This is a genomic window from Pseudomonas sp. A39, assembly GCF_058145955.1.
On the sequence record NZ_JBYVMD010000006.1, the window covers coordinates 1 to 13,982 of the forward strand.

Sequence of the window (13,982 nt, forward strand, 5' to 3'; positions counted from 1 at the left end):
GTAGTGAAACGATGCATCGCCGATGGTAGTGTGGGGTTTCCCCATGTGAGAGTAGGTCATCGTCAAGATTAAATTCCAGAACCCCTGTTTGCTAACGCAAACAGGGGTTTTGTTTATGTAGAAGTCCATGAATTTAACCGGCACGTTGCTAACACAACGGTCCGGTGCACAGAATTTCTTGACGACCATAGAGCATTGGAACCACCTGATCCCATCCCGAACTCAGCAGTGAAACGATGCATCGCCGATGGTAGTGTGGGGTTTCCCCATGTGAGAGTAGGTCATCGTCAAGATTGAATTCCGAAACCCCTGTCTGCTAGCGCAGACAGGGGTTTTGTCGTTTAAGAGATGCGGCAGTTGATAGATCCCCGGTAAGCATGTTCGATTTATTCACGTCGTCAGTGATCGATTACCAGGCCATTGCATGACATGCAAAAACCTATGAGGCATCTTGATTCCGGAGCTCCTGCTCTGTTGCAGCAAGTTCACAAAGGCGCCTTGCGCGGACGTATCTGCGGCACGACCCTGGCGACTGAAAGGCTCTGCATCACCGATCCGTTATCGCCTACCACCGGTCGGTTTCTCTCGCGAAAACAGGATATACCTCACAATCCCCTAAGATTTGCCCTGCTTTGGCCGAAAGCCTGATGAGCCATGCGTGCACCGAAATAGAGCGGTCAGAGAGTCCGCCTATACCGTTACATGGAATGTTCCACTCGGCACGCTCACACCCCCATTTGGCAAAAGAAGTCGGTGAAATGAATCTTAAGTTCAGTCATAAAATTCTGTTGGCCGCGTCAGGCGTTGTGGTTCTAGCCTTCGCGTTATTCACGCTTTACAACGACTACCTGCAGCGAAGCACCATCAAGCAAAACCTGGATTCCTCCATCCAGCAATCCGGCGAGCTTACCGCCAGTAGTGTGCAGAACTGGCTCAGTGGGCGAATTCTGGTACTCGAAAGCCTGTCGCAAAATATTGCCCACCAGGGCACTGGCGCAGACCTCCCGGGCTTGGTCGATCAACCTGCCCTCACAGCAAATTTCCAGTTCACCTATGTCGGCCAAACCAACGGTGTGTTCACCCAGCGTCCAGATGCGAAGATGCCTGATGGCTACGACCCCCGTCAGCGTCCTTGGTACAAGCAAGCTGTGGCCACTGATAAAACCATGCTCACCCCGCCTTACATGGCCGCAGTGGGTGGGCAGATCGTAACCATCGCGATGCCGGTGAAAAAGAACGGTGAACTGCTGGGTGTCGTCGGTGGTGACCTGAGCCTGCAAACCCTGGTGAAGATCATCAACTCTGTGGATTTCGGCGGCATCGGCCATGCGTTTCTGGTCAGCGGCGATGGCCAGGTCATCGTCAGTCCTGACCAGGACCAGGTGATGAAGAACCTTAAGGACATCTATCCAGGCTCCCCTGTGCGTATCGAGAAGGTCAGTCAGGATGTCGTCCTCAATGGCCAGGATCGTATTTTGTCGTTCACCCCGATCAGCGGCCTGCCAGATGCGGATTGGTACATTGGTCTGTCGATCGATAAAGACAAGGCCTACGCACCGCTGGGTAAATTCCGTACATCAGCGTTGATTGCCATGTTGATTGCGGTGGTGGCGATCGCAGTGCTCTTGAGCCTGCTGATCCAAGTACTGCTGCGGCCTCTGACCACTATGGGCGTTGCCATGCAGGACATCGCTCAGGGTGAGGGCGACCTGACCCGTCGCCTGGACGTCACCAGCAAGGACGAGTTTGGCGAGGTAGGCAGTGCATTCAATCAATTCGTAGAGCGTATCCACGCCTCCATCTCCGAAGTGTCTTCAGCAACACGCCAGGTGCATGACTTGTCCCAGCGCGTAATGGCATCGTCCAACGCCTCGATCATCGGTTCCGACGAGCAGAGCGCGCGCACTAACAGCGTGGCTGCCGCGATCAACGAGCTGGGCGCAGCCACTCAGGAAATCGCGCGTAATGCTGCCGACGCCTCGCAGCACGCGAGCGGTGCCAGTGAGCAGGCTGACGATGGGCGCAAAGTGGTGGAGCAAACCATTTTGGCGATGTCGGAACTGTCGCAAAAGATCAGCCTGTCCTGCACGCAGATTGAAACCCTGAATGCCAGCACCGACAACATCGGTCACATTCTTGATGTCATCAAAGGCATCTCCCAGCAGACCAACCTGCTTGCGCTCAACGCCGCGATCGAGGCTGCCCGTGCCGGGGAGGCTGGCCGCGGGTTTGCCGTGGTCGCTGATGAAGTGCGTAACCTGGCCCACCGTACGCAGGAGTCGGCTGAAGAAATCCACAAAATGATCACCTCGTTGCAAGTGGGTTCGCGTGAAGCGGTGAGCACGATGAACGCCAGCCAGACCTCCAGCGAAGAAAGTGTCCAGGTGGCCAACCAGGCGGGTGAGCGGCTGATCAGCGTGACGAAGAGGATCGTTGAAATCGATGGCATGAACCAATCGGTCGCTGCCGCCACCGAAGAGCAGACTGCAGTAGTGGAAACACTCAATGTCGACATCAATCAGATCAACCTGCTGAACCAGCAAGGCGTGACCAATCTCAACGAAACATTGAAGGACTGCGATGCGCTATCCCAGCAGGCCAGCCGCTTGAAACAGCTGGTCGACAGTTTCAAGATCTGACGGTGATTGAACAGGAGCGAGCCCTCTCGCTCCTGCTCCTCAACCCAGCATATGGCGCACATTTCCCAAAGCGTTGTCGGCGAATGTTTGTACAAACTGTTCAAACTCCGCCTGCGCCATTTCTGCCGGCTCGCCGATCAGCGTCCAGGTCGCCCTTGAACCGCTTGAACCGAGTGCTTCCACGCGCATCGCCGCCCACAATCGAGCTACGCCCAGCGTGTTATAAATCGTTGTCCAGGTCATGCTCATGGCATCTTCGTCCCGGCTATTGAGTTGCTCCACGACGCGATGACCATCGTGGAAAAACTTGGTGCGCAAAGCGCCCACGCCTTCCCCCGTCATTTCGATGTGCGACAGGGCCGGAATAAAGGCATCAAAGCCTGCAAAGTGACCCACCACCCCCCACAGTCGCATGGCCTCGCAGTTGACCACGACAGAGGCCACCACCGGCATGCCAGTTGGGTTGTGAATCAATGTATCGGGTTGCAGCGGTTTCATGAGGTTGTCCTTAATCCGTTCAAAGAAAGCCGATAGCCTTGAGGTAGTCGCAGCCCCTTTGCAGCAGCGACGCGCTCTTTTCGGGGTAGTGGGTACCCATTGCTTCCACTGCCCGGCGTGCGTTGTTGCAGTGGATCATTGAGGTGTCGCCAATGTCGTCCCCCAGCCCGTCCAGATAAAAGCCCAGTACGCCAAACAGCGCGTTTTCGCGGCTTACCGTGCGCAGCGCCCTTTGCCAGTGCGCGACACTGACGCGCTCGAATTCGTAGCCCGCCCGGCTGAATGCATCCAAATATTGATCCCAGCTCAAAGGCTGTGGGTTATGCAGGTTGAAGACGTTTCGCCTCGCTTCAAAATGGCCGCGGTGGAACGCGAGAAACCGAGCAAAAAAATCCACAGGCATCAGGTCGAAGTTCACTTCCAAACGGGGCACCAAGCCCAATTGCAGCGAGCCTTTTAGCATCAGCATCAGGCGATTTTTCTGCGGCTGACACACACCGCTCCGGCTGTTGAAACTGATGTTTCCCGGGCGGTGAATGTTCACCCAGGAACCTTGCTTGACCGCGCGCCCCAGCCAGCGCTCAGCGACCCACTTGGACAAGTTGTAGCCATTTTTGATGTAGATCGGCAGGGTCTGCGCGGCCGGGGTTTCGAGGACGTGGCCATGTGCGTCGGTGTCGCTGCAGGCGGACAAGGTCGAGATGAAATTGAGCACTTTCTTGCAGTGGGTCTCACACAAGCGCAGGCATTCCAGCAGGGGGGCGACGTTGTCCTTTACCAACGAGGCGTAGTCCATCACGTGATTGACCCGCGCGGCGTTGTGCACGAGCACACCGTAGTCCCGTGCAAGGTGCTCATACGTATCGCAAGCCAAGCCCAGGCGTGGTTGGCTGATATCCGCGGCATAGACCTGCACCCTGCTCAAGTCCAAGTGTTCAAGACGGTGTTCGCGCAACGCCTGAGCGAATCGCGTGTTTGCGGCTTGTCCCGGCAGCTCCCGCACCAGGCACGCCACGTGGGTTGCACCATTGGCCAACAGCGCCTCGACGATATGCACACCGATAAAACTGTTTGCGCCTGTCACGATCACTTTGTTGCGATCACCGACGCGCTCTACAGGCAGTACCTGAACAACGTCTTCCCTCTGTGCATCCTGAAGCGCCTGGCCGGAAGCTGCTTCAGGCAGCGCCCCATCCTCGATCAGCAGCGCAAGCGTGCGAATCGTTGGTGCTTCAAAGAAGCGGTTCAACGGCAGGCTGCGGCCAAACTGCTCGCGGATACGCAGCAACAACATCGACAGCAACATGGAGTGGCCGCCGAGATTGAAGAAGCTGTCATCAATTGACAGCTCGCCCACTGGCAACCGCAACAACTCACGCCATAACGCCACCAGTTGCATGTGAAGGGGCGTTTGCGCAGCCTGCCCGGCGCTATTCAACGTGGGGTGGGCCGGCAACGCCAGCAAGGCCTGGCGGTCGACCTTGCCGTTACTGGAGCAAGGCAGGCTGGGTAGCTCGGCCCACAGGTCGGGCTGCAGGTAATCAGGCAGCCACTGCCGTGCATGCTGTTTCAAGCCGGCTAGCGTGGCGCCAGGCTCCGGTTGGGCGACGACACCACGAATCTTGCGTTCACTATCAATGACCACCGCCACCTGGCGATACAGTCGACTGTCGCGCAGGCACTGTTCGATTTCCTGAGGTGCGACCCGGATTCCGCGAATCTTCACCTGCGCATCGCGCCTGCCGCCCAGCTCGATACCCTCGGCCGTCCACTTCGCAAGGTCGCCACTGCGATAGGCCCGCAGGGGCTTGCCACCCGGCAGGGCCAGCGTCATGAAAGGGTCGTCGGGCAACTGCGTTGCATTTAAATACCCCAGGCCTACCCCAGGGCCGACGATGTACAGCTCGCCCATCACCTGTTCGTCCACCGGTTGCAGGTTATCGTCGAGGATCAGCACTTGGCTGTTGGCGATGGGGCGGCCCAGGTTGCGATTGCCATCCCCGGCTTGCAGGATCCGATGGGTGACCAGTACCGTCGCTTCGGTGGGACCGTAGAGGTTGTGCAGGTGGCATTGGCCTGCCAAGCGTTCGATCACATAAGGCTCGCAGGCATCGCCGCCGGTCAACAGATGCGTCAGGCCCAAGGGTTTATCAAGCGGCAGGAGGCTGAGCAGCGCCGGCGGCAAGAACGCATGGGTGATGCGCTGTTGCCGAATCAGCTCGACCAATTGCTGCGGATCGCGCCGTTGCGTCTCGCTGGGGATGATCAACTCCGCGCCGGCGATCAGGCTGGGGAAAATGTCCATCAGCGATGCATCGAAATTCACCGAGGCGAACTGCAGCACACGACTCCGTTCACTCAGCGCCATTTGGCTGGCAAACCAAGCGCTGAAATGGGCGAGATTGTCCTGGCCGAGCAGTACACCCTTGGGCCGTCCCGTGGTGCCTGAGGTGAAGAGCGCCATGCAAGGTGCTTCAAGGTCGATGCAAGGAGGCCGCAATGGTCGTGCAGTGTCTGGCGCGCCGAGATTGCCAACGTCCAGCGAAACGAAGTGCTCACGCAATGGATGGCTGCCTTCATCCAGCAATACGCGGGCGCCTGCACTTTCCAGCATGGCCTGCTGGCGTTGTGATGGGTGGTCGGGCGCCAACGGCAGGTACACTGCGCCGCAGCCGAGCACTGCGAGAATACTGGCGTACAACGCGATGGATTTTTCCAGGCAAACACCGACTACGGCGGGTGCCTCAATGCCCTCCAGTAGCCGTTCCAGCCGCTGCTGGATGGCGAGCACCTGAATCTGCAGTTGCCGGTAAGTCGTCACATTGCCCGCAATGTTCAGGGCAGGTCGCTCGGCGAAGGTGAGAAGGCTGGCCTGCAATCGCTCGATCACCGGCACCTGGGCTGCCTGCCACACGGCCGGGTCCGCCGTGCGATTAAACCGATGCAGAAACGCCACCGCTTCCAGCCCCTGCATGCCTTGCTCAGGCCAGGCATTGGCGCAGGCCTCTGGGGGCAAATACTCAGGGTCACGTGCAACACGACTGATGTGCAAGGCAACCCATTCCGCCAGCACCCGGGTTGCGTGCAAACGCAGTCGCTGGCCGTTCCCACTGGGCTCTTCGGCAAGGTCCAGCGCGGCAAGCAGGCGCCTGTTGCGGTCATAGCCGCGCAACTGTACGGCGGGCAGCCCGTATTCAGTCAGAGCGCCGATGCCCACGCGCAAGCTGATGCGGGAGGCTTCGGACAAGCGCCGGGGTACTGGCTGGCTCCCGTCTTCGATCACCCAGTCGGCGGCCTCATCACCAGACCGATGGCCGTACTGCTCCAGCAGGTGCTTCACGCTCTTCAGGGCTTGGCTGACACCGACCCATCCAATGGTCAGGCATCTCATGCCGCTCTCCCGGCCAGGGGCAAATAGTCACTCAATGCCTGTGTCACGCTGGGTGTCTGCAGCAAGCCGCTACGCTGCAGAAAACCTGTGATGTTACCGATCAGTGGGTGTTGTCGGGTGATGGGGAAATCCAGCGCGTTTATTTCTCGCGTCAGCGCCTGACGGATGTCGGGGTTCACGTCCAGACGTTCGATCAGTTGCAGGTCGAAGGACTTCTGCAGGTCGTTGGTCAGGTAGTGGCTCAAGAATGTTGGCAGCACGTGGGCGATGCTGTCGCGATCCTCCGGGCTCGCCGCTTGCCAGTAGAGGCGTACCAGGCGTGTCCAGAATTGCGCATGACGCCCTTCGTCAGAGAGATGATCGGCCATCATGCCGCGGACCGACGGCTTGACGCTGTCGTCCTTGGCGAAGGCGGCGACGTCATGGGTCACCGTGTTTTCGGCGATGGCCACGCCAATCAACTCAACCGCGTCACGCAGGTGTGCCGGGGCCTGCGCCTGTGCTGCCGGCAGGGCGCGACTGAGCTCGATTTGTGCCGGCAGTTCGAGCGGTTCTATACCGGTCATTGCCACGGTCTGTTGCAGGAAATCCAGTGCGACCAGGGCATGGTAATCCTCGTCCACCACGATGGTCATTGCGTCGTAGCGACAGGCGAGGGGGAAGGTGATGGCGAAGCGGTTCTTGGCAATGCGGCGGGCGGTCTTGTCGACGATCTCGGTTTCGAAAATAACTACGTCATTGATGAATTTATAGAAGCTTTGCACCAGCACAAAATCGCGCCATTGCGAGCAGTGCTCGAGAAACGTCGCGCCCACTACCAGTGGCTGGCGACACAATGGATAGATCAGATTGCCGTCGTTTTCCAGCACGCGGCGAGGACGTGTGCGAATGGTTGCACGGCACTCCCAATCCTCAGCGATGGAGCGATAGTCAGCGGTATTCATGGATGCCCCCTTGCAACGAGGCACGCACCGAGTCCCAGAAGGTGATGCGGTTTTCCACCGCGTTGAGTGCAGCGCCCGCAGCTTCTTCTTTGCGGCACGCGTCGGCGCCAATCAGGCGTTGCAGTAACTGTTGCGCCGCTGGCTCATGGCCCTGGGTATCCAATTCGATGTGACGGTTCAGGTAGTGGCCCAGGATAGGCGCCTGTTGATTGATGATCCCGTTACCTTGCAACAGACGTTCGAACATGGCCGGGATTACACTCTCACGGCCGTGCAGGAACGCTGCGGCGACACAATGGGTCGGGGCATTTAACGCGATAAGCAACGTGTCCTCGACGAAGCGGGACACGCCTTGCGGTACATCGATCTGTTGCAAGGCTGCGTGGGCCTCGATGCCTCCGCGTTGCAGCGTAATAAAGGCATCGATGGCGGCGGTGCTGGCGCCCACTTCGACCATTGCTTCACGGTACAGCTCGAAGTGGCTGCTATAGCCTCGCTCAGGATGCTCGTCGGACTCCTCACCCAGCACGATCTCGTTGATCAATCGGGCAGCGTGTGGATCGGTCGGGGGAAGCCAGGGTAGCCGCGTGCACGTCAGGTCCTGTTGCAGGCGTTTGGTGAGGGTCATGAAGTCCCATACCGCAAATACGTGGCTCTCCATGAAAAGTTGTAACTTACCCAGTGAAGTTATTTCATCAAATAACAGATGGCTGCATAACAGCTGTTTTTTTTGCTCAAGCAAAGTTTGATACATGGTTGATGCCTATAAGTTGTCGCGACTGCTCGTGAAGCAGTGATGGCTTTTGCAGCCGGAAGTAGACAAGTAGCGTTCAGTCAGGCCACGCGCAAGGCGCGCCATAGGCCTGGATGGATACGGACAGTTGAAAAGTTTAATGTTCAGCGGAAGATAATAAGCTGATTAAACGTTTGGGTGAGCTTATAAGTGCACTGGATGTTTTTTCGAGAAGTTACATGTGGTGTGTAAAGTGCGTTTTAAAGGTGGGAAGTTTCTTGGGTAGAAGCAGGTTTAGTTTAATCAAGTTGTTTTAATCACGTCATCTTGACGCGGCGCTCTCCTTGAGGGGGGAGCCCCGCAACGCAGGGGGTCGAGCGTTGCGGTGGAAACCTACCTATCGGCTTCTTCAAGGCCATTGAGATAGTTCGCGATGACTTCCATGCCGCGCGTCAGGTGATTGCGCAGTGCCAGGATGCTTTCGTCGAGCTTCTTCTGCGCCACCAGGTTCAGCAGTTCACGGTGATCTTCCTGGGATGTCTCGCCCAGCCCCATCGCTTCAAGGTTGAAGCGCAAAAAACGCTCCTCTTCATTCAAACCGTGTTCGACCAGCTTGAGCAGCCGCTGGTTAGGAGCCTTGCCATACAGGACCATGTGAAACAGTCGATTCAGGCGGCCAATCTCGGTGTAGTCTTTCTCCCGTTCCAAGGCATCGATGTAGGTATTCGCCTCGGCAATATCGGCGGCGGTCAGCAACGGGGTCGACAAGCGCAGCGCTTCCGACTCCAGAAGAATGCGCAAGGCATAGGTCTCAGCCGAGTTGTCCTCAATCAGCGGCGCAACCACTGCGCCCTTGTGCGTCACCACATGCAGCAATGACTGTGCCTCCAACTGGCGCAAGGCTTCGCGGACTGGCATGCGGCTGACCCCGAACAGGCTGGCCAGCTCTTGCTGGCGCATGGCGGTACCACACGGCAACCGGCCATCGAGAATGGCGTTACGCAAGGTTTCTTCAATTACGGAGCGGGCAAGGTGGGCGGGAATCGGCCCGCTGATCTTGATGCTGTTCAAAGGGTTCGGCTTCTGCGTCACGGCTACGCTATCCTCCTTACTAGAATGAGTGTGGCTAATTGGATCCAATGCACACTAGAGACTGCCTGCCGGGTTGTCAAACGGGCAAGCTTTTCGGCTTGTAAGCGGCTAAACACGCGGTTCTTGGCGCCCACACAGCGTTTCTACGGCGTCTTACAGCTGAACGTTTCGCTTCGCTGATTTATGCCATCCCGGCCGCCGAAAGCGCCTTTTCGCCGGAACATTCCTGTCTATAGATATTCATTATCGGTATTTAAAATGCCGCTCTTATATCTATAAAGTCACTCTCCTGTCTGACCGGGAGTGAACTCATGTCCGCCGCCTCTACTGTTCCAACAGCGATCCCTACCCACCAAACCTTCGAGATTCGCCCACTTCCCGGCAGTGTCGGTGCCGAGATCATTGGCCTGGACTTGACCCGTGCGATCAACGACAAAGATTTCGCGCGCATCCACCGCGCACATCTGGACCATCATGTCGTGGTCTTCCGTGACCAACGCATCACCCCCGAGCAACAGATCGCCTTCAGCCGTCGCTTTGGCGTGCTGCAGATCCATGTGCTCAAACAGTTCCTGTTGGCCAACCATCCGGAAATCCTGATCGTCTCCAACATCATCGAAAACGGCCAGTCCATCGGCCTGGGGGACGCGGGCAAGTTCTGGCATTCGGACCTGTCCTATAAAGAACTGCCGAGCCTGGGCTCGATGCTGCACGCTCAGGAGCTGCCCTCTGAAGGCGGCGACACCTTGTTCGCCGATATGCACAAAGCCTGGGACCAATTGCCCGAGCACTTGCGCAACGCCGTCGAAGGTCGCAGTGCCGCCCATTCCTACACCGCGCGCTACAGCGAAACCAAATTCGAAGGCAACTGGCGCCCCACGTTGACCCCTGAGCAGCTTGCCCAGGTGGCGGAAGTCGTGCACCCCATCGTGCGCACTCACCCGGAAAACGGCCGCAAAGCGCTGTTTGTCAGTGAAGGTTTCACCACCCGCATCGTCGGCCTGCCGGAGGACGAAAGCCGCGACCTGCTGGCCCAACTCTATGCGCACAGCGTGTTGCCGCAAAACATCTACCGCCACCAGTGGCAGCCCCACGATCTGGTGTTCTGGGACAACCGTTCGCTGATCCACCTGGCCGCCGGTTGCCCGAGCCATCTGCGCCGCAAGCTGTTTCGTACCACCATCCAGGGCGACGCGCCTTTCTGATTCGGAGCATGACCATGTCCAGGAACATTCCATTTGCACGGCTGGCCGCGACCGTCGGCCTGGGTCTCAGCCTGCTGGCCGGCAGCCTGGTCGCGCCAGCGGCCGCGCAGGCCGAAGGCGAGATTCGCATTGCTGAGCAGTTCGGCATCGTCTACCTGTTACTCAACGTGGTACGCGACCAGAACCTGATCGAGAAATACGGTAAGCAGGAAGGCATCGACATCAAGGTGGACTGGACTCAGCTGTCTGGCGGCGCGGCAGTCAACGACGCACTGCTCTCCGGTTCCATCGATATTGCCGGTGCCGGTGTCGGCCCGCTGCTGACCATCTGGGATCGCACCCACGGCAAGCAGAACGTCAAGGCCGTCGCTTCCCTGGGCAACTTCCCGTACTACCTGGTCAGCAACAACCCCAAGGTCAAGACCATCGCCGATTTCACCGAGAAAGATCGCATTGCCGTACCGGCGGTGGGCGTGTCGGTGCAGTCGCGTTTCCTGCAATACGCGGCGGCCAAACAATGGGGTGACAAGGAATTCAATCGCCTCGACAAGTACACCGTTGCCGTCCCGCACCCGGATGCCACCGCCGCGCTGATCGCAGGCGGCACCGAGCTCACCGGGCACTTTTCCAACCCACCGTTCCAGGACCAGGCCCTGGCCAACCCGAACGTGCACGTGGTGCTGAACACCTACGACCTGCTCGGCCCGAACTCGCCGACGGTGCTGTTCGCCACCGAGAAATTTCGCAACGACAACCCGAAAACCTACAAGGCGTTCGTCGAGGCATTGACCGAAGCCGCGCAGTTCGCCCAGAACGACAAAGGCGCAGCGGCGGACACCTACATCCGTGTCACCAACGCCAAGATCGACCGCGCCGAGTTGCTGAAAATCATCGACAACCCGCAGTTCGAATTCAGCGTCACGCCGAAAAACACTTACCCGCTGGCGGAATTCCTCTACCGCGTTGGCGCCATCAAGAACAAGCCTGAATCGTGGAAGGACTATTTCTTCCAGGACGCCAAGCCCCTGCAAGGAAGTTGAGATGAACGCGCCTTTGCAAGGCCACGCGGCCAGCAACCTGCACACCACCGGCCCGCTGCTGGCGGTGGATAACGTGAGCCTGGAATACCGCACCCCCGAGCGCGTGGTGCGGGCCACCCACCAGGTGAGTTTCGAGATCGACCCGGCCGATCGCTACGTGCTGCTCGGCCCTTCGGGCTGCGGTAAGTCCACCTTGCTCAAATCCATCGCCGGGTTTATCAAACCCTGCGAAGGCGAGATCCGCTTGCTGGGCCAGAAGGTCGAGCAACCAGGCCCGGACCGTATCGTGGTGTTCCAGGAATTCGACCAGTTGCCGCCGTGGAAGACCGTCAAACAGAACGTGATGTTTCCGCTGCTGGCCTCGAAAACCTTGAAGCGCGCCGAAGCCGAAGAACGCGCGCTGCACTACCTCGACAAAGTCGGCCTCACCGCCTTTGCCGATGCCTACCCGCACACCCTTTCCGGCGGTATGAAAGCCCGTGTCGCCATCGCCCGTGCCCTGGCCATGCAGCCGAAAATCCTGTTGATGGACGAACCCTTCGCCGCCCTCGACGCGCTGACCCGGCGCAAGATGCAGGAAGAGTTGCTGCTGCTCTGGGAAGAAGTGCGTTTCACCCTGCTGTTCGTCACCCACTCCATTGAGGAAGCGCTGGTGGTGGGTAATCGCATCCTGTTGCTGTCGCCGCACCCGGGGCGCGTGCGCGCGGAAATCCACAGCCATCAATACGACCTGCACAGCCTCGGTGGCGTGGAGTTCCAGGCGTCGGCGCGGCGCATTCATCGCCTGCTGTTCGATGAAGCGCCCGAGGCCGAACGCGAGTTGGGTTTCGCCGATATCCGCATCGCTTACTGAAGGGACAACCCATGCGCCAGGAATACGAAATCACCCTCGAGCCGTTGCTCAGTGTCCCCGTGGAACGCGAGCTGCCGCTGCGTCAACGTTTGTGGCAACAAGGCTGGCTGCGCAAGGGCCTGATCCTGATCGTGCTCGCGATCCTCTGGGAAGCCGTTGCGCGTTATCAGAACAACGACCTGCTGTTGCCGAGCTTCTTGCAGACCTTTCACGCACTGTACGACGGCCTGCTCAGCGGTGAATTGCTCAGCAAAGTCAGCATTTCGCTGGTGGTGCTGATCAAGGGCTACCTGATCGGCATTGTGCTGGCGTTTGCCCTGACCACCTTGGCGGTATCAACCCAACTGGGCCGCGACCTGCTGAGCACCCTGACCTCGATGTTCAACCCGCTGCCGGCCATTGCGTTGCTGCCGCTGGCGCTGCTGTGGTTTGGCCTGGGGCAGAACAGCCTGATCTTCGTGCTGGTGCATTCGGTGCTGTGGGCGTTGGCGCTCAATACCTATTCGGGGTTCCTCGGCGTGTCCGAAACCCTGCGCATGGCTGGCCGTAATTACGGTCTCAAGGGCATGCGTTTTGTGCTGTTCATCCTCATCCCTGCGGCGCTGCCATCGATCCTTGCGGGTCTCAAGATTGGCTGGGCCTTTGCCTGGCGCACATTGATCGCCGCCGAACTGGTGTTCGGTGCTACCAGCGGCAAGGGTGGGCTGGGTTGGTACATTTTCCAGAACCGCAACGAGCTGTACACCGACAAGGTGTTTGCCGGGCTGGCGGTGGTGATCCTGATCGGCCTGCTTGTGGAAAATCTGGTGTTTGACACGTTCGAGCGCCTGACCGTGAAGCGCTGGGGCATGCAGCGCTAAACAGGAATGATTGCTCTTTGTCCGCCGTGAACCCGATAATGCCGGCCAAATCTGACGTCGCCCTGGCGTCAGGTGTGCCCGGTAAAAGGATTTACGACGATGCGGTTTTTTGTGTTGGCGGCGGCTTTGTGTTTGTCGACTTCGGTTCTGGCGGAATTCGTGCCTGAAGTGGTCACCATGCCCAAGCCGCTTTACCCCAGCCACCTGATAGCCACCCAGGGGCACGCACGCATCAGCCTGAACATTCATAACGACGGTACGGTCAGCGACGTCAAAGCGCTCAGCGCCACCAAGCCGGCGTTTGGTGAAGCCGCCGTGGCGGCGGCCACGCTATGGCGTTTCAAGCCCTGGACGGTAGAGGCCGATCGGCCCGCAGTGCTCCAGGCGCAAAACGATATGGTGTTCACACCCGAACCGGTGAGAAAGGAAACCACTCAACTGACCTTTACCCAGACCACCTACCAATCCTGCAGCGCGCTGACCGAAGAAGTCAGCCAGTTCCGTCGCGAACATCCCACGCGCCCCTTGATCGCAATGAAGAGCTTTGCCATTACCCGAGTCGCGGTGATGTTCCCGGCGCTGAGCGGTAAGAGCGACTACAACGAAGGCCTGACTCGCGCCGACGAATTGGAAAATGCCCTGCCGGACATCGTGCGCAAATGCCAGGCCCATCCCAAAGCCGCCTTTGCGGACTACCTGCCCCGCAACGTGAAGCCTTACCTGTAAA

The 13,982-nt window shown here is 58.6% G+C and carries 11 protein-coding genes, 1 rRNA gene and 1 pseudogene; 8 read left to right on the forward strand and 5 right to left on the reverse strand.

Going from position 1 to position 13,982, the window contains the following annotated elements:
• The first annotated feature begins 177 nt into the window (after positions 1-177).
• The 3 genes and pseudogenes from rrf to AC3ZU9_RS06150 all read left to right on the forward strand — a co-directional run bounded on the left by rrf (position 178) and on the right by AC3ZU9_RS06150 (position 2,639).
• Positions 178-293: ribosomal RNA gene (gene rrf, locus AC3ZU9_RS06140) — 5S ribosomal RNA — on the forward strand.
• A 465-nt stretch (positions 294-758) separates the two neighbouring features.
• A pseudogene (locus tag AC3ZU9_RS06145) lies at positions 759-1,736 on the forward strand (cache domain-containing protein); the annotation flags it as partial.
• 117 nt (positions 1,737-1,853) lie between these two features.
• Positions 1,854-2,639, forward strand: a complete 786-nt coding sequence (locus tag AC3ZU9_RS06150) for a methyl-accepting chemotaxis protein (protein ID WP_370636097.1) — start codon at positions 1,854-1,856, stop codon at positions 2,637-2,639.
• A gap of 39 nt (positions 2,640-2,678) precedes the next feature.
• Here the strand turns inward: AC3ZU9_RS06150 and AC3ZU9_RS06155 are convergent, their stop codons facing one another.
• The 5 genes from AC3ZU9_RS06155 to AC3ZU9_RS06175 all read right to left on the reverse strand — a co-directional run bounded on the left by AC3ZU9_RS06155 (position 2,679) and on the right by AC3ZU9_RS06175 (position 9,297).
• Positions 2,679-3,137, reverse strand: coding sequence for an SRPBCC family protein (locus AC3ZU9_RS06155; RefSeq protein WP_102059865.1), 459 nt, complete (start codon positions 3,135-3,137; stop codon positions 2,679-2,681).
• 19 nt (positions 3,138-3,156) lie between these two features.
• Positions 3,157-6,528, reverse strand: a complete 3,372-nt coding sequence (locus tag AC3ZU9_RS06160) for an amino acid adenylation domain-containing protein (protein WP_490090423.1) — start codon at positions 6,526-6,528, stop codon at positions 3,157-3,159.
• On the reverse strand, positions 6,525-7,472 hold the full coding sequence (locus AC3ZU9_RS06165) for a diiron oxygenase (protein WP_490090424.1): 948 nt from the start codon (positions 7,470-7,472) through the stop codon (positions 6,525-6,527). Before AC3ZU9_RS06165 ends, AC3ZU9_RS06160 begins: the two co-directional genes overlap by 4 nt.
• Positions 7,459-8,226 carry a DUF3050 domain-containing protein gene (locus tag AC3ZU9_RS06170; protein ID WP_093546182.1) on the reverse strand — a complete coding sequence of 256 codons (768 nt, stop codon included), beginning with the start codon at positions 8,224-8,226 and terminating at the stop codon, positions 7,459-7,461. Before AC3ZU9_RS06170 ends, AC3ZU9_RS06165 begins: the two co-directional genes overlap by 14 nt.
• Positions 8,227-8,598: 372 nt before the next feature.
• Entirely contained in the window at positions 8,599-9,297 is a 699-nt protein-coding gene (locus tag AC3ZU9_RS06175) for a GntR family transcriptional regulator (RefSeq protein WP_012721561.1), read from the reverse strand.
• 311 nt (positions 9,298-9,608) lie between these two features.
• Here AC3ZU9_RS06175 and AC3ZU9_RS06180 point away from each other — a divergent pair, with 311 nt between their 5' ends.
• From AC3ZU9_RS06180 to AC3ZU9_RS06200, 5 genes are all read left to right on the forward strand, one after another.
• Positions 9,609-10,502: a TauD/TfdA dioxygenase family protein gene (locus AC3ZU9_RS06180; RefSeq protein ID WP_012721562.1), complete on the forward strand. Its 894-nt coding sequence runs from the start codon at positions 9,609-9,611 to the stop codon at positions 10,500-10,502.
• A 14-nt stretch (positions 10,503-10,516) separates the two neighbouring features.
• Positions 10,517-11,542: an ABC transporter substrate-binding protein gene (locus AC3ZU9_RS06185; RefSeq protein WP_122811358.1), complete on the forward strand. Its 1,026-nt coding sequence runs from the start codon at positions 10,517-10,519 to the stop codon at positions 11,540-11,542.
• A gap of 1 nt (position 11,543) precedes the next feature.
• Positions 11,544-12,395 carry an ABC transporter ATP-binding protein gene (locus AC3ZU9_RS06190; RefSeq protein ID WP_012721564.1) on the forward strand — a complete coding sequence of 284 codons (852 nt, stop codon included), beginning with the start codon at positions 11,544-11,546 and terminating at the stop codon, positions 12,393-12,395.
• A gap of 11 nt (positions 12,396-12,406) precedes the next feature.
• Positions 12,407-13,255, forward strand: coding sequence for an ABC transporter permease (locus tag AC3ZU9_RS06195; protein WP_012721565.1), 849 nt, complete (start codon positions 12,407-12,409; stop codon positions 13,253-13,255).
• Between the two features lie 132 nt (positions 13,256-13,387).
• Positions 13,388-13,981 carry a TonB family protein gene (locus tag AC3ZU9_RS06200; RefSeq protein WP_490090425.1) on the forward strand — a complete coding sequence of 198 codons (594 nt, stop codon included), beginning with the start codon at positions 13,388-13,390 and terminating at the stop codon, positions 13,979-13,981.
• Position 13,982 lies beyond the last annotated feature (1 nt).

Bases quoted from the DNA above. Each gene is read 5' to 3' on its own strand.
- AC3ZU9_RS06150 (WP_370636097.1), top strand. From the start codon at position 1,854: ATGGCATCGTCCAACGCCTCGATCATCGGTTCCGACGAGCAGAGCGCG.
- AC3ZU9_RS06155 (WP_102059865.1), bottom strand. From the start codon at position 3,137: ATGAAACCGCTGCAACCCGATACATTGATTCACAACCCAACTGGCATG.
- AC3ZU9_RS06160 (WP_490090423.1), bottom strand. From the start codon at position 6,528: ATGAGATGCCTGACCATTGGATGGGTCGGTGTCAGCCAAGCCCTGAAG.
- AC3ZU9_RS06165 (WP_490090424.1), bottom strand. From the start codon at position 7,472: ATGAATACCGCTGACTATCGCTCCATCGCTGAGGATTGGGAGTGCCGT.
- AC3ZU9_RS06170 (WP_093546182.1), bottom strand. From the start codon at position 8,226: ATGTATCAAACTTTGCTTGAGCAAAAAAAACAGCTGTTATGCAGCCAT.
- AC3ZU9_RS06180 (WP_012721562.1), top strand. From the start codon at position 9,609: ATGTCCGCCGCCTCTACTGTTCCAACAGCGATCCCTACCCACCAAACC.
- AC3ZU9_RS06185 (WP_122811358.1), top strand. From the start codon at position 10,517: ATGTCCAGGAACATTCCATTTGCACGGCTGGCCGCGACCGTCGGCCTG.
- AC3ZU9_RS06190 (WP_012721564.1), top strand. From the start codon at position 11,544: ATGAACGCGCCTTTGCAAGGCCACGCGGCCAGCAACCTGCACACCACC.
- AC3ZU9_RS06195 (WP_012721565.1), top strand. From the start codon at position 12,407: ATGCGCCAGGAATACGAAATCACCCTCGAGCCGTTGCTCAGTGTCCCC.